Annotated in this window: 19 protein-coding genes; 10 read left to right on the top strand and 9 right to left on the bottom strand. The window is 62.6% G+C overall.

Annotated elements, in window-relative coordinates:
- Nucleotides 1-408 precede the first annotated feature (408 nt).
- Both uvrB and ASF70_RS15745 read right to left on the bottom strand, forming a co-directional pair.
- Nucleotides 409-3,387 (bottom strand): excinuclease ABC subunit UvrB, encoded by a 2,979-nt coding sequence (uvrB, locus tag ASF70_RS15750; RefSeq protein ID WP_062580953.1) that lies wholly within the window; start codon nt 3,385-3,387, stop codon nt 409-411.
- Between the two features lie 96 nt (nt 3,388-3,483).
- A complete protein-coding gene (locus ASF70_RS15745) occupies nt 3,484-4,386 on the bottom strand; it encodes an HNH endonuclease (protein ID WP_062580951.1) in 903 nt (300 codons plus the stop codon).
- Between the two features lie 422 nt (nt 4,387-4,808).
- Here ASF70_RS15745 and ASF70_RS15740 point away from each other — a divergent pair, with 422 nt between their 5' ends.
- Both ASF70_RS15740 and ASF70_RS15735 read left to right on the top strand, forming a co-directional pair.
- Nucleotides 4,809-6,287: a DUF1800 domain-containing protein gene (locus ASF70_RS15740; protein ID WP_062580949.1), complete on the top strand. Its 1,479-nt coding sequence runs from the start codon at nt 4,809-4,811 to the stop codon at nt 6,285-6,287.
- A gap of 2 nt (nt 6,288-6,289) precedes the next feature.
- Entirely contained in the window at nt 6,290-7,462 is a 1,173-nt protein-coding gene (locus ASF70_RS15735; RefSeq protein ID WP_062580947.1) for a DUF1501 domain-containing protein, read from the top strand.
- A gap of 65 nt (nt 7,463-7,527) precedes the next feature.
- Here ASF70_RS15735 and ASF70_RS15730 read toward each other — a convergent pair whose 3' ends face one another.
- Nucleotides 7,528-7,923, bottom strand: coding sequence for an acyl-CoA thioesterase (locus ASF70_RS15730; RefSeq protein ID WP_062456448.1), 396 nt, complete (start codon nt 7,921-7,923; stop codon nt 7,528-7,530).
- Nucleotides 7,924-8,154: 231 nt separating this feature from the next.
- Here ASF70_RS15730 and ASF70_RS15725 point away from each other — a divergent pair, with 231 nt between their 5' ends.
- The 5 genes from ASF70_RS15725 (at nt 8,155) to ASF70_RS15705 (ending at nt 14,589) form a co-directional block, all read left to right on the top strand.
- Complete coding sequence (locus ASF70_RS15725) at nt 8,155-9,984, top strand: methyl-accepting chemotaxis protein (protein ID WP_062580945.1); 1,830 nt, start codon at nt 8,155-8,157, stop codon at nt 9,982-9,984.
- Between the two features lie 256 nt (nt 9,985-10,240).
- Nucleotides 10,241-11,590 carry an extensin family protein gene (locus ASF70_RS15720; protein ID WP_062581441.1) on the top strand — a complete coding sequence of 450 codons (1,350 nt, stop codon included), beginning with the start codon at nt 10,241-10,243 and terminating at the stop codon, nt 11,588-11,590.
- A 348-nt stretch (nt 11,591-11,938) separates the two neighbouring features.
- A complete protein-coding gene (locus tag ASF70_RS15715) occupies nt 11,939-12,766 on the top strand; it encodes a sulfite exporter TauE/SafE family protein (protein WP_062581439.1) in 828 nt (275 codons plus the stop codon).
- A gap of 126 nt (nt 12,767-12,892) precedes the next feature.
- A complete protein-coding gene (locus tag ASF70_RS15710) occupies nt 12,893-13,831 on the top strand; it encodes an ABC transporter ATP-binding protein (RefSeq protein WP_062580944.1) in 939 nt (312 codons plus the stop codon).
- Entirely contained in the window at nt 13,828-14,589 is a 762-nt protein-coding gene (locus tag ASF70_RS15705) for an ABC transporter permease (RefSeq protein WP_062580942.1), read from the top strand. Before ASF70_RS15710 ends, ASF70_RS15705 begins: the two co-directional genes overlap by 4 nt.
- A gap of 108 nt (nt 14,590-14,697) precedes the next feature.
- Here the strand turns inward: ASF70_RS15705 and ASF70_RS15700 are convergent, their stop codons facing one another.
- Nucleotides 14,698-15,894: an MFS transporter gene (locus ASF70_RS15700; RefSeq protein WP_244474071.1), complete on the bottom strand. Its 1,197-nt coding sequence runs from the start codon at nt 15,892-15,894 to the stop codon at nt 14,698-14,700.
- Nucleotides 15,895-15,976: 82 nt separating this feature from the next.
- On the opposite strand from ASF70_RS15700, the gene ASF70_RS15695 reads away from it, so the two are divergent.
- Entirely contained in the window at nt 15,977-16,987 is a 1,011-nt protein-coding gene (locus ASF70_RS15695; protein WP_062580940.1) for an AraC family transcriptional regulator, read from the top strand.
- Between the two features lie 18 nt (nt 16,988-17,005).
- On the opposite strand, the gene ASF70_RS15690 is transcribed toward ASF70_RS15695, so the two are convergent.
- The 3 genes from ASF70_RS15690 to cobS are packed head-to-tail and all read right to left on the bottom strand — an operon-like array spanning nt 17,006 to nt 18,753.
- Nucleotides 17,006-17,710 carry a TIGR02281 family clan AA aspartic protease gene (locus ASF70_RS15690; protein ID WP_062580937.1) on the bottom strand — a complete coding sequence of 235 codons (705 nt, stop codon included), beginning with the start codon at nt 17,708-17,710 and terminating at the stop codon, nt 17,006-17,008.
- Nucleotides 17,707-17,943 (bottom strand): DUF1289 domain-containing protein, encoded by a 237-nt coding sequence (locus ASF70_RS15685; RefSeq protein WP_062581438.1) that lies wholly within the window; start codon nt 17,941-17,943, stop codon nt 17,707-17,709. The genes ASF70_RS15690 and ASF70_RS15685 overlap by 4 nt, the downstream gene beginning before the upstream one ends.
- An 18-nt stretch (nt 17,944-17,961) precedes the next feature.
- Entirely contained in the window at nt 17,962-18,753 is a 792-nt protein-coding gene (cobS, locus tag ASF70_RS15680) for an adenosylcobinamide-GDP ribazoletransferase (protein WP_062580936.1), read from the bottom strand.
- 209 nt (nt 18,754-18,962) lie between these two features.
- Between cobS and cobT the strand changes: the two genes are divergently transcribed.
- Both cobT and ASF70_RS15670 read left to right on the top strand, forming a co-directional pair.
- Entirely contained in the window at nt 18,963-19,979 is a 1,017-nt protein-coding gene (gene cobT, locus ASF70_RS15675; protein ID WP_062580934.1) for a nicotinate-nucleotide--dimethylbenzimidazole phosphoribosyltransferase, read from the top strand.
- 7 nt (nt 19,980-19,986) lie between these two features.
- Nucleotides 19,987-20,379, top strand: coding sequence for a diacylglycerol kinase (locus ASF70_RS15670; RefSeq protein WP_062580932.1), 393 nt, complete (start codon nt 19,987-19,989; stop codon nt 20,377-20,379).
- Nucleotides 20,380-20,398: 19 nt separating this feature from the next.
- Here ASF70_RS15670 and ASF70_RS24765 read toward each other — a convergent pair whose 3' ends face one another.
- Nucleotides 20,399-21,892 (bottom strand): endo alpha-1,4 polygalactosaminidase, encoded by a 1,494-nt coding sequence (locus tag ASF70_RS24765; RefSeq protein ID WP_062580929.1) that lies wholly within the window; start codon nt 21,890-21,892, stop codon nt 20,399-20,401.
- A 38-nt stretch (nt 21,893-21,930) separates the two neighbouring features.
- On the bottom strand, nt 21,931-23,466 hold the full coding sequence (locus tag ASF70_RS15660) for a HAMP domain-containing sensor histidine kinase (RefSeq protein ID WP_062580927.1): 1,536 nt from the start codon (nt 23,464-23,466) through the stop codon (nt 21,931-21,933).
- Nucleotides 23,467-23,567: the final 101 nt, after the last annotated feature.

Here is a 23,567-nt window from a genome sequence, read left to right as displayed (position 1 = left end):
GGGGTGGAGTGATGGTTGGTGGTTTTGGCGGGTCCCCCCCCCCCGCCGCTTTGCGGCGACCTCCCCCCTCAAGGGGGAGGTGTTTTCCGGGATGCCCGGGGCGAGTGACTGCTGCCTGTTCGGAGCTGTCATGTCGGTGCCTACCGCCCCGGCCGGCCCGTCTTGCCCTTCGTTCGCCGCTTTTGCTGCTTGGCATCGCCAGCATCCTCGCAACTGCCGGCGCCAGCCGTTCCTTACCCGCCCCTTGAGGGGGAGGGTCGGACCGGATGTCCGGGGTGTGGTGATGGTTGGTGGGAGGGTCACCCCCACCCGCCGCGTTGCGGCGACCTCCCCCCTCAAGGGGGAGGTGTTTTCCGGGACTCCCGGGGGCGAGTGACAGCCGCCTATTCGCAGCCGTCATGTCGGTGCCTACCGCCCCGGCCGTCCCGTCTTCCCCTTCGTCCGTCGCTTCTGCTGCTTGGCGTCGCCAGCGTCCTCGTAGCTCCCGGCGCCGACCTTGCCGCGCACGATGGGGCGCGGGTCGTCCTTGCCTTCGCCGCGTTCCGGCTGGCCTTCCATGAGCGGCGAGAAGCGTTTCTTGGTGCTGATTGTTTCCGGTGGGCGTTCCGGCAGGGTGCCGGGGGCGGGTTTTTCGGTGCGGCCGACGGTCATTTCGTCGAGGGAGTTGCGGCGGAACAGCGGGGTGGCGGTGTCGGTGCCCGGGCCCATGTCGTCGAGCGAGGGTTTGGCGAAGTAGGAGGGAGACGCGTCGTCTCCGGCCTTGGCGCCTTTGCCTTTGCCACCGCCCAGCGAGGTGCGGGTGGCTTCGGCGCTGCGGCGCACGCCTTCCTGGGCCTTGGATTCCTCGCGGGCGATCGGGTCGTCCATGGTGGCGAGTTCGGAGGCCTTGAGGCGTTTGATCTCGTCGCGCAGGCGGGCGGCCTTTTCGAAGTCGAGGTCGGCTGCGGCGTCGCGCATGGATTTCTCCATCGCGTTGAGATGGCTCTGCAGGTTGTTGCCGACGAGGTGGCCGCCGTCTGCAAAACCCTTGCCCGAGGCGCCGGAGATATCGGCGCGGACGTGGTCGCGCTCATAGACGCTGTCGAGGATGTCGGAGATGCGGGCCTTGACCGATTCAGGCGTGATGCCGTGTTCGGTGTTGTAGGCGACCTGCTTTTCGCGGCGGCGGGCGGTTTCGTCCATGGCGCGCTGCATCGAGCCGGTGATCTTGTCGGCGTAGAGGATGACCTTGCCATCGACGTTACGGGCGGCGCGGCCGATGGTCTGGACGAGCGAGGTTTCCGAGCGCAGGAAACCTTCCTTGTCGGCATCGAGAATGGCGACGAAGCCGCATTCGGGAATGTCGAGACCTTCGCGCAGGAGGTTGATGCCGATCAGCACGTCGAAGGCGCCGAGGCGCAGATCACGGATGATCTCGATGCGTTCCAGCGTGTCGATATCCGAGTGCATGTAGCGGACGCGCACGCCCTGTTCGTGCAGGTATTCGGTGAGGTCTTCGGCCATGCGCTTGGTGAGCACGGTGACCAGGGTGCGGTAGCCCTTTTCGGCGGTCTCGCGGATCTCGCCGAGCACGTCATCTACCTGGCTGCGGGCGGAGCGGACTTCGACCGGCGGGTCGATCAGGCCGGTCGGGCGGATGACCTGTTCGGCAAACACGCCGCCGGCCTGTTCCATTTCCCAGTTGCCGGGCGTTGCCGACACGGCGACGGTGAGGGGGCGCATCGCATCCCATTCCTCGAAACGCAGCGGCCGGTTGTCCATGCACGACGGCAGGCGGAAGCCGTATTCGGCGAGCGTCGCTTTTCGGCGGAAGTCGCCCCGGTACATGCCGCCGATCTGGCTGACGGAGACGTGGCTCTCATCGATGAACAGAAGCGCATTGTCAGGGATATATTCGAACAGGGTCGGTGGCGGCTCGCCGGGCGTGCGGCCGGTGAGATAGCGGGAATAGTTCTCGATGCCGGCGCAGGAGCCGGTCGCCTCAAGCATCTCGATATCGTAGCGGGTGCGCTGTTCCAGACGCTGCGCTTCCAGCAGGCGGCCGCCCTTTTCGAGCTCGTTGAGGCGGAGCTTCAGCTCCTCCTTGATCGACTTGATGGCGCCGTTGAGGGTGGGGCGCGGCGTCACATAGTGGGAGTTGGCGTAGATCTTGACCGACTTCAGGTCGCCGGTCTTGTGGCCGGTCAGCGGGTCGAATTCGGTGATGCTATCGATCTCGTCGCCGAACATCGAGATGCGCCAGGCGGCATCTTCAAGGTGGGCGGGGAAGATTTCGATTGTATCGCCGCGCACGCGGAACGATCCGCGGATGAAGTTGATGTCCTGGCGCTTGTATTGCTGGGCGACGAGATCGGCCAGAAGCTGGCGCTGGTCGAGCTTGTCGCCCACGGCCATCTGGAAGGTCATGGCGGTGTAGGTCTCGACGGAGCCGATACCATAGATGCAGGAGACGGAGGCGACGATGATGCAGTCGTCGCGTTCCAGCAGCGAGCGCGTGGCGGAGTGGCGCATGCGGTCGATCTGTTCGTTGATCGAGGATTCCTTCTCGATGAACGTATCGGAGCGCGGCACATAGGCTTCCGGCTGGTAATAGTCGTAGTAGGAGACGAAATATTCCACCGCGTTGTCGGGGAAGAAGTTCTTGAATTCGGAATAGAGCTGCGCCGCCAGCGTCTTGTTGGGCGCAAGGATGACGGCCGGCCGCTGCGTGGCCTCGATCACCTTGGCCATCGTGAACGTCTTGCCGGAGCCGGTGACGCCGAGCAGGACCTGCGAGCGTTCGTTGTTGTTGATGCCCTCGACGAGGTCCTTGATGGCGGTCGGCTGGTCGCCGGCGGGCTGATAGTCCGAGGCCATGCGGATGGTGACGCCGCCTTCGGATTTCTCGGGCCGGTGGGGACGGTGCGGCGTCCACATCTTGCCGTCCTTGAACAGCGGGTTGCCGCTTTCGATCAGCGCCGACAGGGCCTCCACCGTCGCGGTGACGGCGCCGGTGGCGAGGTGTTCGGCCTCCTCCAGCGACACGTCCATGCCGGCGACCGGGTTGAGGCCGGCGGCGGCGCGGGTTTTGGGATCGGACGAGCCGCCCATCGACGTGCCGCGAGACGATTTCGACGAGGTCGTGTGCGTGGCGGTTTTCGGCGTGTCTTTCGCGGCGGCCTTGATGGCCTCCTCGCGGGCGGCGATCTCGATCTTCTTGCGATGCTTGCCGGCCTTGGAGGCGATCTCGCGCTGGGTCTCGACGCCGGACATTTCCGCCTCGGCTTCCAGCTGCCTCACCCAGTCCGAAACATTCCCCTCCAGCGGCGCGCCTTCAAACGACGATTGCGGGGATTCCTCGAAACCGCTGGGCTTGGAGGAGGGGGATTTTTTCGGAGATCTGGCCATGGCGCGAATATGGAGGCGGGATGGTGGAAAGTGAAGAGGGGGATGAGTGGAAAATGAGTACAAAAAGGCAACGGGGGTGGTGGGCCGAAATCGGCATCACTGCTTGAAGATGTTATCGCGGTGCCAGGCAATGTAATGGGGATGCGGACGCAGGTGCCTTTCGGCCGGCACACGCGCCATCAGGTCGGGTACGAGCAGATGCGAGACGTCGGCATTGAGGTGGCGTGAGCATAATATGTTGAAGTCGTCGGCAAGCGACAACAGGCCGCGATCAAACATCCAGTGCACCGTGCCGGACAGTGCGATGCCGTTTTGCACCGAATCGTTGCCGCCCCGTTCGACTGGAATGATATGCGCCGCCTCGACCTCGGGCCGTCCGCCGCCGTTTATAAGGCGCAGGCCGGTAAATGCACAGCGACGGTCATAGACTTTGCGGACATGCTGCCGGAATTTCAGGTCGCGAAACGGCCGGTTGATGACCTGACTGATGATCGCGCGCGGCTCGGGGGCGGCGATGTACGCGTCCTGTGGCGGCTCGCCCATGGTCCATGCGGGCATGGCATCGTCAATGCTATCGATGCGAGCTGGCCATTCGTCCGGTTCGGAAAGCCCTGCTTCCACGATCGCAGAGAATTCGTGGGCGTCGATCAGTCGTACCGCCTGCACGCTTCGTCCGCCATTGACGGAGAGGTCAGGTCTTACCAGCTGACGCTCGAAGCCACCATTTTCTCGGTAGTCGACCGGTCTATCAAAATCGATGTATTCGTCGAGACGCGCAAAGTGGTGGTTGGCAAGGTCCGGATCCTGCTCGACGGCGCGGACGCGGGCAATGCCCGAGTAGTGACGGCCGGTCACACCGGGTAGCGGGCCATAGTAAACGATCAGGCTTCCAATCGTCTGGACCACGCGGGAAAGGTAGCTGCCAGGAAAATGGTAAAGCTTGCCTCTCACGTCCTTATAGGTGGTGTCCTCCTTATGGTAGAAGACGGCATTGACCATTCAGCTTCCCCGGCATGCGCAGTTCACTTCTTTCGCGCGACGGTAGTCCGGCGCGGGATTGACCGCAATCGCTAAAGGGCGTCGCAAAGGTTAAGCCCATTCCGGTGTTGAGCGGGAGAACGTTGTGGATCCGGCCTGCGGGTCGCCCTGTCGTGTTCGAAGTCCCTGCCGTAAAGTGACCGGATGACAGAATGTTGTACCGACCGTGGCTGGACAGGCGAGCCGTCGTTGGCGATATCGCAGCTGATGGCATTCTTGCCGAGGCATATGGCAATCGTTTAGAGGAGCCACTTCCGAGGTTCTTCGGTCCCAGACCGCGGTTGGCTGGCGGCAAATCGTCCGGGTCGCGAAATGGCCGTAATTGTCTTTCGTTTCGGACACATTCGTCTCCGACTCTGGGGGACTGAAACAGGAGTGGCCGGATGGCGATTTCGAGACCGACATTGGCAGCGATTCGCTTCGGCTACGGGCTGCGTCCCGGCGAGGAGTCGCCCCGCGATGCCGAGGCTCTGCTGGCCCAGCTCGATCAGGCCGCAAAGCGGAAGCCGCGTTTTCCGCGCGAGGGAGCGGGTGGCCGCCGCGAGACGGCCTCTCGGGTGATGTCGTTGCGGGCGGCCGAAGCGAAGGCGGCGAAGGACGGCAAGCCGAACGAAAGCATTCGCAAGGAAACCCAGAAGGAAGCGCTGCAGATCTATCGGCAGGATGCGATGGCGCGGCTGGCGCAGGCGATCCTGTCGCCCTTCGGGTTTCACGAACGGTTGGCATCGTTCTGGACGGACCATTTTTCCACCAGCGCGCTCAAGTCGCTGCCGATGCGGATGGTCGTGCCTTTGTACGAGGCGGAGGCGATCCGTCCCAATCTGGCCGGGTCGTTCGCGAACCTGCTGAAAGCCGCCATGCTGCATCCCGCGATGCTGATCTATCTCGACCAGAGTGATGGTGCCGGCATGGACGCCCCCGCGGGGCGGTCGGGCGGGCGTGCCGTGAACGAAAGCCTTGGCCGCGAACTGCTGGAACTGCACACGCTGGGAGCTGGGAGCGGGTATACCCAGGAGGATGTCCGGGCCGCCGCGCTGATCCTGACGGGACTGTCGGTCGATCGCCGCGCTCTCGAAGTCGTCTACCGGCCACGCATTTCCGAAGGCGGCTCGATCAGCTTGCTCGGAGAGGTTTATGAGGACGACGAGGCGGGGAGCCAGGACCATCTACGGATGCTTGAGGATCTGGCGCTGAACCCGATGACGGCGGAACATGTCTGCCGAAAACTGGTGATCCACTTCGTTGCCGACGAACCCCCGGCGGATGTGGTTGCCGCGATGACGGCAGCCTGGGCTGAAACCGAGGGCGATCTGAAGGCCGTCTATCGTGCCATGCTGGATCATCCCCGTGCCTGGAGCGATCCTGGACAGAAGATCAAGCGTCCGTTCGAATTCGTCGTGTCCGGATTCCGAGCCGTCGACATTTCCGATAAGGACCTCTCCCGGTTGCTGGACGAGATGGACGACGATGAGCAGCAAGACGACGGACCGATGCGAAAGGCGCTGAAGATGGCCAGCAGCACGGCTGCCCGCGCGGATGCCAAGCAGCGTGCCGCGCGCGCCAACGACCTGACGCTTGCCGCGCTCCAGCGGATGGACCAGCCGATTTGGCAGCCACCGAGCCCGGCCGGCTATGCCGACCTGGCGAGTGTCTGGCTGTCGCCGGGCCAGCTGAGCGAGCGGATCGCCTGGGCGCGGCTGATGGCCGGCCGTTTCGGCCAGAGGCGTGATCCCGGCACGTTTCTCGATGCGGCGCTCGGGGACGCGGCGGGCCAGAATACCAGGGACGTGATTGCTCAGGCACCCAACACCAACCACGCCATTGCGATGGTTCTGGCGTCGCCCGAGTTCAACAGGAGATAGCGATGACGATCAAGCCAAGCTTTTCGCTCTCCCGCCGCGGCTTTCTGGCCGGCGCCTGCTGTGCCGCTGCCGCACCCGTGCTGACACCGGTCGGCTTTGCGGCTGCTCCTGGCGAAAGCCGGTTCGTGACGATCATATTGCGCGGAGGGATGGACGGCCTGGATCTGGTGCAGCCCTATGGCGATGCGGCTTTCGCCGGATTGCGACCGACGCTCGGTCTGACGCCCGGGACCGGACTTGTTGATCTCGACGGATTTTTCGGTCTCAACCCGGCGGCGTCGGCATTGATGCCGCTCTGGCAGGAGAATGCGCTGTCCTTCGTGCACGCGGTCGCGACGCCCTACCGCGACGGGCGCAGTCATTTCGACGGCCAGACAATGCTGGAAAACGGTGGTACCGACGCGTCGCAGAAGAGTGGCTGGCTCAACCGGACGCTGGCGGTCATTCCGCGCACCGACGGCCGCAAGGCGCTCGACATCCATACGTCGATGGAACTGATCCTGAGCGGGCCGAACAAGGCCGACAACCGTCCGGGAACTGGCGACGTGGAGATGGCGCAGGACGAGATCGGCTTTCTCGAGCGGCTCTACGCAGCCGACGCGCCGTTTGCCGCGGCGATGGAGGAGGTCAAGCGGACGGGGTTTTCGGCTGACGGGTACCGCCAGAAGCGGAACCGCAGCGTCGTCGACATGGCGCGGCTTGCCGGTGGCATGCTGCGGGAAGACTACCGGATTGCCAGCTTTTCGATCAACGGCTGGGATACGCATGTGGAGCAGGCTAGCCAGTTCGGATCGGTGGCTGGCGAGCTTGCCGCTGCCATCGTCGCGCTCAAGGACGCATTGGGTGCTGACGCCTGGGCCCGCACGGTGGTGCTGGCCGTCACGGAATTCGGACGTTCCGTGCGCGAGAACGGCACCGGCGGAACCGATCACGGCACCGGCGGCGTTGCCGTTCTCGCCGGCGGTGCGGTGTCGGGTGGGAAGGTGATGGGGACCTGGCCCGGTCTTGCCGAGGACAGGTCTCTGGATGGCCAGGATCTGATGCCGACCGGTGATGTGCGCGAGATCGCCGCGGCCATGCTGCACAAGCAGTTCGGCATTGCGCCGGACAAGCTGACGTCGCGCGTCTTTCCCGGGCTGTCCTTCGACAGGTCCTCCATCTATCTTCAGGGGTAACTGGCTATCTACAGCGATAGACCGGCTATCTGCAGGGATCGACTGGGGCCGGTCCGACCTGGCCACTATTCTGCGGGAACGGGTCTCGGTTTGCCGTCGTCGCCGAGCGCCACCATGACGAAGGTCCCGGCCGTTACCTTTTCCAGCATCCGGTAGCGGGCGCGCTGCGCCCAGGCTTCCACATTCAGCGTGATCGAACTCGTGCCGACGCGGGTGATCTCGGTGTAGACGTTCAACGTGTCACCGATCTTGACGGGAAGCTGGAACGCCATCTCTTTTACGGCTGCGGTCACCGTGCGGCCATGGGCCCGCTCGGTGGCGCGGATGCCGCTGGCAAGGTCCATCTGGGCCATCACCCAGCCGCCGAAGATATCCCCGGCTGGATTGGCGTCGGCCGGCATCGCAAGTGTGCGCAGTGTCAGTTCGCCGGTCGGAGAGGCAGGTTGCGGCTGTTCGGTCATTCGTCACGTCCTTGCTGAGTCTCGTATCTGTTGAGACCAGAATAGAGCGAAAGACAGGTCCGGCCCACCCTTGTTTTGGATTGGAGCAATGCTCCAGCAACATGGCTTGGATACATGCCGCTTTGGTGCGTGCGCACCCAATCCGAGTAAGTGTTTCCGCCGCTTACATGCTTTACGACCTGCTAACCCTCTTCACTTAAGCTCCGCGCAGTTTTACTGGAGGGGGAAACTATGCAGCGTATCGCTATTTCTTGGCGTCTCTACAGCCTTGTCGTCCTGTCGCTCGTCATTCTCGGTGGCGCGATGGTGTTCAGCCTGTTTCAAAGCTATCGTTCGTCGGAGCAGGAGCGCAAGGCGGGTCTTGCCCAGATGAACGACAACGCTGTTGCCATCCTGAAGAAGTACCAGGGTCTCGAAGCTGCCGGCACGATGAGCCGTGATGAGGCGCAGGCAGCCGCCAAGGCCATCGTCAGCGCCATGCGCTATGGCGGCGGATCGGGGTATTTCTGGATCAACGACATGCACCCGACCATGGTGATGCATCCGATCAAGCCGGAACTGAACGGGTCGGACCTGACCAAGAACAAGGACCCCAACGGGAAATTCCTGTTTGTGGAATTCACCAATGTGGTGAAGGCTGGCGGTCAGGGCTTTGTCGATTATTACTGGCCCAAGCCCGGTGCCGCCGAACCGGTCGAGAAATACTCGCATGTCATCGGCTTTTCGCCCTGGGGCTGGATCGTCGGTACCGGCGTTTATACGGACGACCTTCAGGCGATGTTCCGCCAAGATGCGATGAAGTTTGCCGCCATGTTTGCGGGTGGTGCGGTGCTGCTGCTTGCCGGCGCCTGGTTTGTGGTCAGAAGCGTGACCCGACCGATCCGTCAGGTAAAGGGCGTGCTGACCGCGATTGCGGCCGGCGAGACCGGCATGGCGGTTCCGTGCACGGCTTATCCGAACGAGGTGGGCGAGATGGCACGTGCCGTCGAAGTGCTGCGCAACAGCGTTGAAGAAAGCGCGGCACTTCGGGCACGCGAGGCCGATCAGCAGCGTGCCATGGCGACTGAACGTTTTGAAAGCGAGCGCAGCAGCGGTGCTGCGGCCGAGAGACAGGCGCGGGCGATCGGCGAGCTGGGATGGGCGCTGGAGGCACTTGCCGCCGGCAACCTCTCCGTTTCGCTCGGTGACATTGGCGCTGATTATGCGAAGCTGCGGCGCGATTTTAATGCGGCGGTCGAAGCGCTTCACAATGCCATCGCTGCAATTTCGGAAACCGGCCATGTGGTGCGCGACAGCGCTTCCGACATTTCCGGCGCTACCGGCAACCTTGCCAAGCGGACCGAGCAGCAGGCTGCGGCACTGGAAGAGACGGCAGCCGCACTCGACGAGATCACCGCGACTGTCGGGACTGCGGCAGAGCGGGCTCGCGAGGCACGCGTCATGGTCGCCGAGACCAAGGCAAGTGCCGGCCGTTCCGGAGAGATCGTCCGCAGCGCGGTGGATGCGATGGGCCGTATCGAGGCGTCGTCCAGCCGCATCAGCCAGATCATCGGGGTCATCGACGAGATCGCCTTCCAGACCAATCTTCTGGCGCTCAATGCCGGCGTCGAGGCGGCACGGGCAGGTGAGGCGGGTCGCGGCTTTGCAGTCGTTGCGCAGGAAGTGCGCGAACTGGCGCAGCGCTCGGCCAACGCCGCCAAGGAGATCAAGACGCTGATCAGCACCTCGGTGCACGAAGTCGAGACCGGCGTCGCGCTGGTGCGGTCAACCGGTGATGCGCTGGTGGAGATTGCCGTGCTGGTCGAAAAGGTCAACGCCCATGTCGAGACGATCGCAACGACCGCGCACGAACAGTCGGGTGGGCTTCGGGAGATCAACGCGTCCGTCAACCACATGGACCAGATGACCCAGCAGAATGCCGCCATGGTCGAGGAGACGACGGCTGCCAGCCAGACCCTGGCCGAACAGAGCCATCATCTGCAGCATCTGCTTTCGACCTTCCGACTGAATGGCGAGGCCGTAAGGGACACTTGTCAACCGGACCGGGTTCGCGCGGCCTGAGTGACTGACGTCGATGCGCCCGTCCGCAGCTTGCGGGCGGGCGTTTTTACGCGCGGCGGACATGCGATGGTCTTCACAAAGGTGCAGTTGTAGTGTGTGGCCGCTCGCGCTGCCTGCATGAAATGACCATGAAACGGCCTCGATTGGGCAAGGCTTCGTTTACCGAATCTTCCTACAATTTGCGCTTGTGTGATTTCGGCACCAGAGGGTGGCAACTGGTATGGCGTATGCGCTTCTCGAGAAGCAGGCCCAACGGATGGCCCCGAAGACTTTTATGCGCAAAGCTTTGGCGCTGCTGATGGTCTCCACCATGCTTGCCGCCTGTTCTTCCAGCGACCTTGTTCCGCCTGCGTCGATCGATAGCGGGACGCGCGTCGGCGCGATCCAGCCTGTCGCGCCGCTGCCGCCCGACACGATAGCCCAGTCGCCCTACCAGACAAACGCCGGTTATCAGGCTGGTCCTTCGCCAGCCGCTTCGGTTGGCATGATGAACGCTCCGGTCGCCTCGAACAGCCCTCCCGGTGACGGGGGACATTATCTGCGCGCGCCGCAACCGATGCAGTCAGCCTCGCTGGCGCCACCCATATCCTCCTCGCCGCTCGGGCAGGGCGGAATGCCCACCGCCTCGCCTGAAGAGGGCGTCAACATGGATAGCGAGCTCGGCTTCGATCCGGACGAGAGCGGTGTGACGGGCCTTGCGGAAGAGCAGGACAGCGATATTGCCGAAGGCGTCGGCGACCAGCCGGTGGTCGACGGTATCGGCACGGACAATCCGCGTGCACTGAGTGCAAGACGCCAGCCGATTTCCCAAGTCGAAGACGATCGCGTCATCGTGCCGCCGAAGCGTTCCGGCGCGGGCGCGCGCGATGAAATGACGAATGACGGATTGGCCGGCGGTAGCCAGGTCTGGGGCGACCGTTCGCCCGTGACGCCGCCGAGCCGCGCGCCGGTTCGTAGCCAGCAGGTGGCGATGCTGCGTCCCAACAATCCGACGATCCAGTCGGGTCCGATGAGCGAGCCGGACAAGCCGTTTCTGCGCAACGTCATGCCGCAATCGGAAGTGAGCTGCCGGGCGGAACTGCGCCGGATGGGCGTCGAGTTCCGGGATCAGCCGCGCATCTCCAACGGTCCGAGCTGCGGCGTCGACTACCCCGTGAAGCTTTCAGGTCTTTCCGGCGGCATCGATGTCAAGCCGGCGGTGACGCTGAACTGTCAGGTGACGCTCGCCTTCGCCAAATGGGTGAAGAGCGAACTCGCGCCATCGGCGCGCCTGCGATACCTTTCGGGTATCCAGAAGATCCAGCCGATGGGTGGCTATTCCTGCCGTCGCATGAACAATTCACGGCAGCGCTACAACCCGATGTCGGAACATGCCAAGGGCAATGCGATCGATATCGGCGCCATCGTCCTCAAGAACGGTCACGATATCAACGTGCGCAAGAAGGGGCTGTTTTCCTTCCGCGAGGGTGCGCTGCTCAAATCCGTGCGGACCGACAGCTGCAAGTATTTCAACACGGTGCTTGGACCCGGCAGCAATGCCGAGCACTGGAACCACTTCCACTTCGACCTGCGCCCGCGCAAGGGCGGTCGACGCTACTGTAGCTGACGTCCACGCTACGGTTGCTGACGCCGAAGCCCGCAAAAAAAAGCCGGCTCGGGGTTTTCACCCGGAGGCCGGCGAAATGGAGAGGGCTCGCGGGGGGAAGCCTGTCTCCCGGTAGGAGACCCGCCTTTGGCTGAGGCGGGGTGATGCGGCAAGCGAAAGAAAATGCTGAAAAGGATCTGGTGATAACGGCCGACCGGCTTGGTGTTGCGGCACTCCAGAAACCTGGAACCGGGCGTCCATTGCTTGCCTCTGCGCAATCATGCTGTCAGAACGTCACGGGAAAATGACAGCGGCATGCAGAATCCAGTTTTTGAGCGCTGCCTTCGGAGACGAACGATGCAGCCTCTCATGCCGCCGCTGGCAGACCTTTTGCCTTTCATCGCAGCACTTCTGGCCGCCGGTGTGCTGGCGGGACTTCTTGCCGGTCTGTTCGGGATCGGTGGCGGTGCGATCCTGGTGCCGATCTTCTTTCACGTGTTCGGCCTGTTGGGAATTTCCGATGCGGTGCGCATGCAACTGGCGCTCGGCACCTCGCTTGCGATCATCGTGCCGACGTCGATCCGCTCCTTCATGGCGCATCGAAAGAAAAACGCCGGTGCTGTCGACATCGATCTCCTGAAGGGTTGGATCATTGCTGTGCCGCTCGGCACGATGATTGCCGCCGTCGTCGCGGCATGGTCGTCCAGCACCGAGCTCAGGATCATCTTTGCCGTCATCTCGCTGCTTCTGGCGCTGCGAATGATTTTCAACCGGGCAAGCTGGCAGCTGGGCGACGATCTGCCCAAGAACCCGGTCAAATTCCTGGTTGGCACGGGGATCGGCATTCTCTCAGGCCTGATGGGCATTGGCGGCGGCGTGATGAACAACACCTTCATGACCCTTTACGGACGCTCCATCCATCAGGCCGTCGCGACTTCGTCTGGCGTCGGCGTGCTGATTTCGCTGCCGGGCCTGATCGGTTACGTCTGGGGCGGATGGGGTGAGCCCGGTCTGCCGCCGTTTTCCACCGGCTACATCAACTGGATGGCGGTGGCTCTGCTGATCCCGGTGACGCTGCTGATGGCACCCTATGGCGCAAGGCTGGCGCACGCGCTGTCGAAGCGGCAGCTGGAATTCGGTTTCGCGCTGTTTCTGGTGGGAATATCGATCCAGTTCTTCTTGAGCGTGTTTGCCTGACACCATTGGTCGCGAAATCCGAACGCAATATTCGACTGCCTGGGGATGGTTGCGTGATGCGTTGAGCCTATATCTGATGCCAATTCAGAAATTCAGTTCCCCATTCAAGTCCCCCAGCGAGTAACAATGACTTCTATCGTTTCCATCCGCCAGCTGACCAAGACCTACGGTAATGGTTTTCAGGCGCTGAAGGGCGTCGATCTCGATATCGAGGAGGGCGAAATCCTAGCGCTTCTCGGCCCCAACGGCGCCGGCAAGACGACGCTGATCTCGATCATCTGCGGGATCGTCAACCCGAGTTTCGGCACTGTCAAAGTCGGCGGCTACGACGTCGTGAAGGACTTCCGCAAGACCCGTTCGCTGATCGGACTGGTGCCGCAGGAACTCACCACGGACCAGTTCGAAACCGTGTGGAACACCGTCTGCTTTTCGCGCGGCGTCTACGGGTGCAAGCCGGACCCCGCGCTGATCGAGCGGATCCTGAAGGACCTCTCGCTCTGGACGAAGAAGGACAGCATGCTGCGCGAGCTTTCCGGCGGCATGAAGCGTCGCGTGCTGATTGCCAAGGCGCTGTCGCATGAGCCGAAAGTGCTGTTCCTCGACGAGCCGACCGCCGGCGTCGACGTCAACCTTCGCCGCGACATGTGGCTGGTGGTGGAGAAGCTGCGCGAAAGCGGCGTCACGATCATTCTCACCACCCACTATATCGAGGAGGCGGAGGAGATTGCCGACCGCGTCGGTGTCATCGATGGCGGCAGCCTTCTGCTCTTGGAGGAAAAGGCAAAGCTGATGACGAAGCTCGGCCGCAAGCAGTTGCGGCTGGAGCTTGCAGCACCACTTTCCGCGCTGCCGGAAAGCCTCGTCCCCTTAAACCTCACTCTGTCCGATGATGGAACGACACTCATCCACGACTATCAGGGCGAGGAAGCCCAGGACAGTATTGCCTCGCTTCTGGCGACGCTCGCGCGGGAACACATTCATTTCCGCGATCTCTCCACGCGGCAAAGTTCGCTGGAGGATATTTTTGTGGCGCTGGTGGCTGAAAAAGCGGGAGAACAGGCATGAATTTCGAAGCCGTCAAATCGATCTATTTCTTCGAGATGGCCCGCATGCGCCGCACGCTGCTGCAAAGCGTGCTGTCGCCGGTCATCACCACGTCGCTCTATTTCATCGTGTTCGGCACGGCTATCGGTTCGCGCATCCAGACCATCGAGGGCGTGTCCTACGGGTCGTTCATCACGCCGGGCCTGATCATGCTGACATTGCTGACGCAATGCGTTTCGAACGGCTCGATCGGCATCTACTTCCCGAAGTTCACGGGCACGATCTACGAGATCCTGTCTGCGCCGGTGGCGATGACCGAGGTGTTGCTCGGCTATGTGGGAGCAGCGGCGAGTAAAGGGCTGATCATCGGCCTGATCATTCTGGCGACCGCGTCCTTCTTCGTGGAAATCCGCATCGCCCATCCATTTATGATGATCTTATTCCTGGTGCTGACGGCAATCACCTTCAGCCTGTTCGGTTTCATCATCGGCATATGGGCGAAGAATTTCGAGCAGTTGAACGTGGTGCCAATGCTGGTCGTCCCGCCTCTGACGTTTCTCGGGGGCAGCTTCTACTCGATCGACATGCTGCCGCCCTTCTGGCAGGCGGTCAGCCACCTCAACCCGGTGCTGTATCTGGTCAGCGGTTTCCGCTGGAGCTTTTATGAAATCGCCGACGTCAACCCGATGATCTCGGTCGGCATGATCGCGCTGTTTCTGGTGATCTGCCTGTCGGTGTTGGGCTGGATGTTCAAGACCGGGTATCGGTTGCGGAACTAAAAGGCGCAGCCGGTTCGCACCTGGCAGCCGGCACTCAAGAGACCCTCACAGAAACGCCCGCAACATCGCTGTTGCGGGCGTTTCTTTTGCGCGGTGGTTCGGGCAGGTTTAGCCCAGTGACAGTCGCCGACGTTCGCCGCGGGCGGCCATGACCGAGGTGCCGGCGAGGGCGGCGAGGCCGAGGAACGAGATGACGGCGATCGGTCCCTGTGTTTCGATCAGGATGCCGCCGAGGACGGCACCGCTGGAGATCGCGATCTGGAAGGCGGGGATCACGAGCGCACCGGCGCTTTCGGCTTCGTCAGGGGCGTGACGCACGACGAAACTCTGGATGCTGACCGGGAATGCACCAAAGGCGAGGCCCCAGAGGGCGATTGCGACAGCTGAGACGACAAGCGATGCGCCGCCGATCGCCAATATCAGGGCCGATACGGCGACAAGGCTTCCGAAGATCGTCACCGACAGACGTGCACTGCGTTCCGAGACAATGCCGCCGAGGATGTTGCCGACGAAGCCTGCGATGCCGTAGCCGAGCAGGATCAGCGAGATCGTTTCGACGTCAAGCTTCGGCACGCGTTCCAGGAACGGCCGGATATAGGTGAAGCCGGCGAAATGGCCTGCAACGAAGAGAAGGATGGTGAAGAGTGCGGTGCGGATGGCCGGACGGCGCATCAGGGCGGCGAGCGTTCCAAGACCTGCATGGCCGGTCGGCGGCAGGGCGGGCAGGGTGAAGGCCTGAACGGCCAGCGCGACCACACCAACGGCTGCTGAGAGGTAAAAGGCTGAGCGCCAGCCGAGCGTCGAACCCAGCCAAGCGCCGAGCGGAGCGGCGCAGACGGTGGCGAGCGAGACGCCGGCCATGATGATGGCCATGGCGCGCGGCATGCGGGCCGGCGGCACGAGGCGCATGGCAAGTGCTGCCGACATGGCCCAGAACCCGCCAAGGCCGATGCCGAGCAGGACACGGGCGGCCAGCAGCATGACGATGTGGTTGGCGACTGCCGCCAGCAGGCTCGACAGGATCAGAAGCGTGGTCAGGGCGAGAACCGTCCAGCGCCGGTCGATATTGCGGGTGCCGATGATGACGCCGGGCCCGGCGATGGCTGCAATGACGGCGGTCGTCGTGATCGACTGGCCCGCAACGCCGGTGCCGACGCCGAGATCCGCCGACAGCGGCGTCAGCAGGCTGACGGGCAGGAATTCCGCGGTGACAAGGCCGAAGACGCCAAGCGTCAACGATATGACAGCTCCCCAGCGCGCGGGTGTGTCGTCGGCCTGCGGCGACGTGGCTCGTTGGACGCTCATATCCATTGGTGTAGACTCCTGACTGAATGATGCGCCCTGGATAGGCTTCACTCGCCGGATTTTCCATGCTAGATAATCCGATATGCTTGATCATTCGTCCAATCTGACATCTGACCATACCTCCGATCCGCTGACCGAGATGTTGCGGGGGCTTCGTCTTGACGGGGTCGACTACGGTCGCTGCCGTCTGGCCGAGCCGTGGGGAACGGCGTTTCCGGCGCAGGATGCCGCGCGGTTTCATTTCATCAAATGCGGCCGGGCGATCATCAAGACCGAATCCGGCGACTGGCAGGAACTGAAAACAGGCGACGCGGTGCTGATCCCGCGCGGCGAGGCGCATGTTCTGGCGAGCGCTGCCGATGCACCGACCCTGCCGTTCGAACACTATGGACGCAAGGAAGTCTGCACCGGCATCTATGACCTGAAGTGCCGCAATACGGCGGAGAGTGGCGGCACGCTGGTGTTCAGCGGCTCCCTGCGCTTCAACGTCGACCGGCTGCATCCGCTGCTCCAGATGATGCCGGAGACGATGCTGACCAGTGATCTCGCCAAGGATGATCCGGCCATTCCGCATCTTCTCGAGGCGATGACGCGCGAAGTGGATATGGACCGGGTTGGCGCCGGTGGCATTCTGGCGCGCCTCGCTGACGTACTGATGGCGACGATGATCCGCACCTGGGTCGAACACGGCTGCGGCGAGACGCGCGGCTGGATTGCGGCCGTCCGGAGCCCCGATGTCGGCCGTGTGCTCGCGGCGATCCATCTTCAGCCGGAACGGGACTGGAACAATGTCGAGCTGGCGCGGCTGATGGGCATCTCCCGCTCCGGCTTTGCGGAACGGTTCGCACGCGTCGTCGGCGAAACGCCAGCACGGTATGTGGCACGGGTGCGGATGCACCAGGCCCGGCTGTGGCTGAAGGACGGGATGCGTGTGGCGATGGTTGCCGAGCGGCTGGGCTATGACGCCGAGGCCTCGTTCAGCCGCGCCTTCAAACGCGTGATCGGCGATCCGCCGAGTCATTATCGAATCAAGGGCGATCCGGTCCGCGCGATGGCGCCCCTTGCTGAGGTGTCCTTGGTCGCTGCCGAGTAGATTTGGAAGCGGAAGCCGCTAATCCTTCAGCCTCAGCTCATCGGACTGCATCTGCATCGAGCTGAGTGTGGAGAGGAAGGTCATGCCGAGGAGGCTTTCGTCGAGCCTGCCTTCTTCCGCCACCATGGCGCGGACATCGCGTCTGACGATCGGGCCGATCGAGACTTCGTTCAGGCGGACCGGCGCTGCCTGGGCGCGGCCGTTGGCGGTCATGACCGTTACCGAATAGCTGAGCGCCGAAGGATCAAGGCCGATCCGGTTGGCGTCCTCATAGGTCAACACGATGCTGCTGGCACCGGTATCGACCAGCATCGGCAGGACCTTGCCCTCGACGCCGACATTGGCTTTGAAATGGTCGCCGAGTGTTTTGTGGATGACCACTTCGCTGCTGCCGTCGCTGGATGTGGTGACGACCGCGGTGCCCGGCATCAGTCCTGCCGTCATGCGGGCACCAAAGCTGCTGAAATCGTTTCGGTAGAGATAGCCCGCGACCAGCGCCATGATGATGACCAGCCAGATGGCGATCTGGCGGGCTACCGTTCCGAGATTGCCGCGGCGACCCTGCAGGACGCCGGCGGACAAGAGTGCGGCGATCGGGATCAGATAGACGAGGCTGCCGAAATCCTCGTTGGCCATGCCGAATGTGCGGCCGCTGTCGTGGTTGTAGACAAGCAGCGCCAGACCGGCACCGAGGATGAGGAGGACAACGGTAAAGCCGTTCATGCGGTTGTTGTTTCCTTCCTGATCTTGGCGTCTGCGGTTCTCTTGCGACTGACTTGCAGGAGCTTGACGGGGTCGACGGTATCGAGCCGTGTCGGCAGCAGGTCCATCAGCTGAATGCGCTCGTCATCGGTGAAACCGGTCCATCCGGCTATCTCGTTGCCAGTGCGGCCGCAGCCGACGCAAAAGCCTGTTTTCAGGTCGATCGAACATATCAGTGTGCAAGGCGAAATCATCGCGTCCATATCGTGGGTTCAAAGGCCGAGAGCAAGGGCCGATAACAGGGCGATCTCGCAGAGTTGTTGTGTGGCGCCGATCGTATCGCCGGTATGTCCGCCAAGTTTTTTCGAGACGTAGCGGGTGAAACCCCATGCGGCGGCGGCAGACAGGCCAAGCGCGATCAGCGCATGCAGCAGGCCGAAACCGGGTATGAGCATGACGAGGCCGGCGGCAGCGCCGATCACGAGCGCGAGATTGCGGGCGGCGTCGTCGGGCATTCCGGCACCGGCTGCGACACCGTTGTTTCGCGCGGGGGGCAGGGCGCGCCAGTGGGCGACCAGAAGTGCGCGGCTGACGGCGGCGCTGGCGAGAAGGGCGAGAGCGGCCGCTTCCGGCGAAAGCCGCGCAATGCCGGCCAGTGCTGCGGCACGCAGGCCGAAGGACAGGATCAGCGCTACGACGCCATAGGAGCCGATGCGGCTGTCCTTCATGATGAGGAGCGCATGATCTGCATCGCGTCCGCCGCCGAGACCGTCGGCTGCGTCGGCAAGGCCATCTTCGTGTAGCGCGCCGGTCAAGAGGGTGATGAGTGCGAGTGCGATCAGGACCGGCAGGAGCGTATCTCCAGCGGTTGACTGGATGCTGCAGAGGCTCAGCAGAAGGAGAGCGGGAAGAAACGCGATCAGCAATCCGGCGACCGGAAAGGCGCGCACGGCGCGTGAGACGGTGCCATCATAGCCGGCAAAGAAGCGATCCGGCACGGGCAGGCGGCTGAGGAACCCTACCGAGCGGGCGAGATCTGCAACGAAGTGGTTTGCGTGTAGCAGTTTGTCTCTCCTGCCTTTGCGAGGCCTGTTTTTAGAATGGGTTTTTCGGCCGCAGCCTTTTTGACCTTGTCCCGTCCGACCTGACCTTGTCGCGTCGCTGATAGCCGATTATGAGATGGCGCATAAAGTATGATTTGCTGAATGATCAATCCCTACCCGATCCAGCGTCAGAAGACGATACCGCCCGAAAAGACCGAAGAGAGTTTTCCATGAGCATGACCGGCCTGCCGTTCGACGATTTCCGCACCCTGATGCAGAACCTTCCCGGCCCCGATGCAAGGGCATTGGTGGCGGCCCGCGAACGCGACGCGCAACTGACAAAGCCGGCGGGCTCGCTCGGACGTCTTGAGGAGATCGCCTACTGGCTGGCGGCCTGGTCGGGGCGGGCGCCGAGCGTGACCCGGCCGCTGGTGGCGATCTTTGCCGGCAATCACGGTGTTACCAGACACGGGATCACGCCGTTTCCCTCGTCCGTGACGCAGCAGATGGTCGAGAATTTTGCGGCAGGCGGTGCGGCGATCAACCAGATCTGCGTGACGCATGATCTGGGTCTCAAGATCTTCGATCTGGCGCTGGATTATCCGACCGGCGACATCGCCACCGAAGCGGCGCTTTCCGAGCGCGACTGTGCGGCGACCATGGCATTCGGCATGGAGGCGATTGCCGGCGGCACCGATCTTCTCTGCATCGGTGAAATGGGGATCGGCAACACGACGGTTGCGGCCGCGATCAATCTGGCGCTCTACGGCGGTGAAGCGGAAGACTGGGTTGGTCCCGGGACCGGTTCGCATGGCGAGCTTCTGGCCCGCAAGGTGGCCGTGGTGAAGCAGGCGGTGGAGTTCCACAAGGAGCACCTGTCGGATCCGCTGGAAGTGCTGCGTCGCCTCGGCGGACGCGAGCTTGCAGCGATCGCGGGCGCTATTCTCGCGGCGCGGATGGAGAAGATCCCCGTTCTGCTCGACGGCTATGTGGTGACGGCTGCGGCCGCTATCTTGAAGGCTGCCAATCCATCGGCGATCGACCATTGCCTGATCGGCCATGTCTCCGGCGAGCCGGGGCATCTGAAGGCCATCGAGAAGCTCGGCAAGACGCCGCTTCTGGCGCTCGGCATGCGGCTGGGCGAAGGCACCGGTGCAGCGCTTGCGGCCGGTATCGTCAAGGCGGCGGCTGCGTGTCACACCGGCATGGCGACCTTCAAGCAGGCTGGCGTCAGCAACAAGGACTAGTCCCTGCATGGAAAAGACGCCGCTGGACAGCAATATCGAGAAGGCGGCGACCTTTCGCAGGATCATCGCCTCGTTCCGGTATTCGATGCAGGGCCTTGCCAGGCTTTGGCTTGAGGCGGCTTTCCGGCAGGAGGTCTATGCCTTCCTGATCGGGATCGTCATCTTTGCGGTCGCCGGAGCCGGGTTTGGCGACTATTTCATCTTCATCATCCTGATGCTCGTGCTGTTTTGCGTGGAAGCGCTCAACACGGCGATCGAGGAACTGGTCGACCGGGTGTCACCGGAGATTTCGGTGGTCGGGCGGCATGCGAAGGATCTCGGATCCTTCGCCGTGTTCTGCCTTCTCTGCGCCAACGGTCTGTTTGCGCTCTATGTGGTGGTGAAGCCGATCTGGATCTGATCCGAAAGGCGCTTGTGCCTCAGCCGATGATATCGAAATCGCCGGCGGTGAGGCCGAGGTTCTTGTCGAGTTGGGCAAATTGCACGGCGGCGGTCTTGCCGGTACCGTCGGCGTCGTAGAACAGCTTGCCGGTCAGCTTGTCGTAGATGATCCGGTCGCTGGCATCATGCGCCTTGGTGCCGGTGTGGAATGCGCTGGACAGGAGATCGCCGACCTTGCCCGCCTTGGCAAACACATCGTCGTCCAGCCAGATCGTGTCGTCCTTCGCACTGAAAGCGCTGATCGTGTCGATATTGGACGCGCCGCGCTTCGTATCGAACACGAAGATATCGGCGCCGCTGCTTCCTGCGAGCGTGTCCTTGCCGGCGCCGCCGTAGAGTTTGTCGTTGCCGGATCCGCCGATCAGGGTGTCGTTGCCTCTGCCGCCATCGAGGCGATCATTGCCGTTGCGTCCGTCGATCCGGTCGTTGCCGGCAAGACCGTCGATCGTATCGGCAAGCTGCGAGCCGCGCAGGCTATCGTTCTTGTCGGTGGGGCGGATGAAGGCCGGGTCGCCGTCATGGGGGGCGGCCAGGCGGTCGAGATCGCGATCTGGTGCGGCGTATGGGATGAACCCGTCTTTCAGAGCGAGCTTGTTGAACTCATCGATCCGCGCCGTGCCGTTGATATAATCGACGGCGAAGACCGGTTTGCCGTTCGCGAGGAAATCCTTTTTGAGGATGTCGATCGTCTCGCGGTCCGGGTTGAGCTTGTTGTTCTCATCCGCATCGCCGCCATAATAGACGTCCTCGACTGCGATGCCGCCGATTGCGCCGAGATAGGCCTTTTTGCGGGCGCTGTCGGAGCCGAGGTCCTCCATGATGAAGGCGCCGTTTTGCGGAATGACGAAAAAGTCGGGGTTGGTTTTGCGGGCATGCTCGGTCAGCGCGACGATGAAATCCACCATGCGCTGAGCCGCCTGCTTGGTGTTTGCCGGATCGCCCGGCTGCCTGTCCTTGGCCGAGGCCTCGGCGCCCCAGAAATAGTAGGCATCGACGATGTCGAGATAGGCGGCGTCGAAGCCTGCCTTGACGATCGCATCGAAATCCCCGGTCTTCTTGTCGTTGAAGATCAGGTCCTGCCAGTCCTTGTCCCAGTAGCGAACCTTGCGCGATTCCGGCCAGTCGGCGTTGACGGGACCGAGCCAGTCAGGGGCTTTCGACGTCAGCTTGTCGCGGGCTTCGCCGCCCGATGTCCACGTCGTCTTCCAGTAGTCGCGAAACTCCGCGGCCTCGCCGATCGAGATATAGGACGCGACCACCGAGGGGCCGCCCATGCCGTCCTTCATCCGGGTGATCTCGTCGGCGGTAAACCGCTCCGCATTGCTGCCGTCACGCGTGGAATCGATGACAAGAAAATCATGGGTCGCGGACGCCAGCAGACCGCCATCAAGCGGATTGCCGTTCGTGCCCTGGAGCTCATAGCCCCAGTTGTCGACTGTGACTTTGCCGGACGACGTTGTGAAACTGACCATTTGGTGCCCCGGCTCGTGACTGATGTCGCAACGTGATGTTAAGCGAAACTCTTGCGGCGGCGTTCGATGGCGGGGGCGTCGGCGATGGCGGGGACGCTTTGGAGGATGCGGGTCGAGGGCAGGATGGCGATGGCTTCGGTGCCTTCGCGCAGCTTCGAGCGCAGGATGAACTGACCGTCGTGCTTGGCAAGGATCGCCTGGACGATCGGAAGGCCGAGACCGGTCCCCTGTTCGGCGTTCTTGATGGCAATCGATCCCTGACCGAAGGCGGAGAGCACGATCGGGATTTCCTCTTCCGGAATGCCCGGTCCGTTATCCTTGATCGCCACATACTGGCCGCCGCCCGCGGTCCAGCCCACCTTGACGGTGATTTCGCCACCCTGGGGCGTGAACTTGACCGCGTTGGAGAGAAGATTGAGCATGACTTGGCGCATCGACTTCTCGTCGGCCCAGACCTGCGGCATGTGCTTTTCGAACTGGTCGCGGATGGTGATGCTTTTCGCCCGGGCCCGCAGTTGGACCATGCCGATGCAATCTTCCGCCACTTCCAGAAGCGACAGGGAATCCTCCGTCAGATCGTAGCGGCCCGCTTCGATGCGCGACAGGTCGAGGATCTCGTTGATGAGGTTCAGGAGGTGCTGGCCGGAGCGGTGGATGTCGCCGGAATATTCCCGGTATGTCGGGTTGGCGAGGGGGCCCAGGACCTCGGAACTCATCACCTCCGAGAAGCCGAGGATAGCGTTGAGCGGGGTGCGAAGCTCGTGCGACATCGAGGCAAGAAAGCGGGATTTTGCCAGATTGGCTTCTTCGGCACGGCGGCGAGCCTCGTCGGACATGGACTTTGCCACTTCGAGTTCGGCGATCAGATCGTCCTTTTCCGACTGATAGGACATCAGCGTCAGGTTGGAGCGGTAGAGGCGCTCGGCGACGTAATGGAAAAACACGACAGCCGTTGCGCACATGGCGGTAAGGCCGATATCGAGGACCTGACCCGACAGGATGGCGATGCCGAGAAGCGCCGCAATCATCGGCACGAAGCCGTAGAGAACGCTCTGGCGCAGCATGAACGTGCTCATGGCGGTGTAGGACACCGCAAACAGAAGCACCGCGCCCTTGTAGAAATAGAAGCTGTCGCCAGCGCAGGTGGAGCAGCCCTGAAGCGCGAAGACGCCCCAGCCGCAGCCGAGCAGGATATGTCCCGTCAGAAGGCGTCTACGCCATTTCCTGGTGTCGGCAGCCGTTATCTCCACCTTGCTCGCACGGCGTGCCAGAAGCACGTTGATCGCGTGCAGGCACAGCATCAGCAGCGCCCAGGCGAAGATGTGGATATCTGGATTGAGATAGAAGCCGATGGCGGTGACGACAGCAACAACGAGCGGCGTCATCAGTGCCGCCTGCAAACCGGAGCCGATATGGATGGAGAGCATATCGCGATCAAACGCAAAATTGCCATTGGACGACGACTGCAGTCGATCACGGGTCGCACGGACAGCCTTCGAGACAGCCTTGTTGCGGTGGCTGCGCGTGCGATCGACGATATTCTTGTCGGTTGATGTGCTGACGCCGCTACTCATAGGCTGTGTACTGGGCCTGTAAACTGATATCCCCGGGGTACTTGAGAGGCTAATCCGCAAACCTTAAGAAGATGCTGCCGGGAAAGGATTTGTTTGCCATT

The organism is Rhizobium sp. Leaf321, from assembly GCF_001423215.1.
Lineage (GTDB): Bacteria > Pseudomonadota > Alphaproteobacteria > Rhizobiales > Rhizobiaceae > Neorhizobium > Neorhizobium soli.
This window is presented reverse-complemented; position numbering and strand designations above follow the sequence as displayed.

What these genes read in the sequence shown, in the direction of transcription:
- ASF70_RS15685 (WP_062581438.1), bottom strand. Translation starts at nt 17,943, where the DNA reads ATGATTTCGCCTTGCACACTGATATGTTCGATCGACCTGAAAACAGGC.
- ASF70_RS15695 (WP_062580940.1), top strand. Translation starts at nt 15,977, where the DNA reads ATGCTTGATCATTCGTCCAATCTGACATCTGACCATACCTCCGATCCG.
- ASF70_RS15730 (WP_062456448.1), bottom strand. Translation starts at nt 7,923, where the DNA reads ATGACCGAACAGCCGCAACCTGCCTCTCCGACCGGCGAACTGACACTG.
- uvrB (WP_062580953.1), bottom strand. Translation starts at nt 3,387, where the DNA reads ATGGCCAGATCTCCGAAAAAATCCCCCTCCTCCAAGCCCAGCGGTTTC.
- ASF70_RS15690 (WP_062580937.1), bottom strand. Translation starts at nt 17,710, where the DNA reads ATGAACGGCTTTACCGTTGTCCTCCTCATCCTCGGTGCCGGTCTGGCG.
- ASF70_RS15660 (WP_062580927.1), bottom strand. Translation starts at nt 23,466, where the DNA reads ATGAGTAGCGGCGTCAGCACATCAACCGACAAGAATATCGTCGATCGC.
- ASF70_RS15725 (WP_062580945.1), top strand. Translation starts at nt 8,155, where the DNA reads ATGCAGCGTATCGCTATTTCTTGGCGTCTCTACAGCCTTGTCGTCCTG.
- ASF70_RS15720 (WP_062581441.1), top strand. Translation starts at nt 10,241, where the DNA reads ATGGCCCCGAAGACTTTTATGCGCAAAGCTTTGGCGCTGCTGATGGTC.
- ASF70_RS15710 (WP_062580944.1), top strand. Translation starts at nt 12,893, where the DNA reads ATGACTTCTATCGTTTCCATCCGCCAGCTGACCAAGACCTACGGTAAT.
- ASF70_RS15740 (WP_062580949.1), top strand. Translation starts at nt 4,809, where the DNA reads ATGGCGATTTCGAGACCGACATTGGCAGCGATTCGCTTCGGCTACGGG.
- ASF70_RS24765 (WP_062580929.1), bottom strand. Translation starts at nt 21,892, where the DNA reads ATGGTCAGTTTCACAACGTCGTCCGGCAAAGTCACAGTCGACAACTGG.
- ASF70_RS15705 (WP_062580942.1), top strand. Translation starts at nt 13,828, where the DNA reads ATGAATTTCGAAGCCGTCAAATCGATCTATTTCTTCGAGATGGCCCGC.
- ASF70_RS15735 (WP_062580947.1), top strand. Translation starts at nt 6,290, where the DNA reads ATGACGATCAAGCCAAGCTTTTCGCTCTCCCGCCGCGGCTTTCTGGCC.
- ASF70_RS15670 (WP_062580932.1), top strand. Translation starts at nt 19,987, where the DNA reads ATGGAAAAGACGCCGCTGGACAGCAATATCGAGAAGGCGGCGACCTTT.
- cobT (WP_062580934.1), top strand. Translation starts at nt 18,963, where the DNA reads ATGAGCATGACCGGCCTGCCGTTCGACGATTTCCGCACCCTGATGCAG.
- ASF70_RS15715 (WP_062581439.1), top strand. Translation starts at nt 11,939, where the DNA reads ATGCCGCCGCTGGCAGACCTTTTGCCTTTCATCGCAGCACTTCTGGCC.
- ASF70_RS15745 (WP_062580951.1), bottom strand. Translation starts at nt 4,386, where the DNA reads ATGGTCAATGCCGTCTTCTACCATAAGGAGGACACCACCTATAAGGAC.
- ASF70_RS15700 (WP_244474071.1), bottom strand. Translation starts at nt 15,894, where the DNA reads ATGAGCGTCCAACGAGCCACGTCGCCGCAGGCCGACGACACACCCGCG.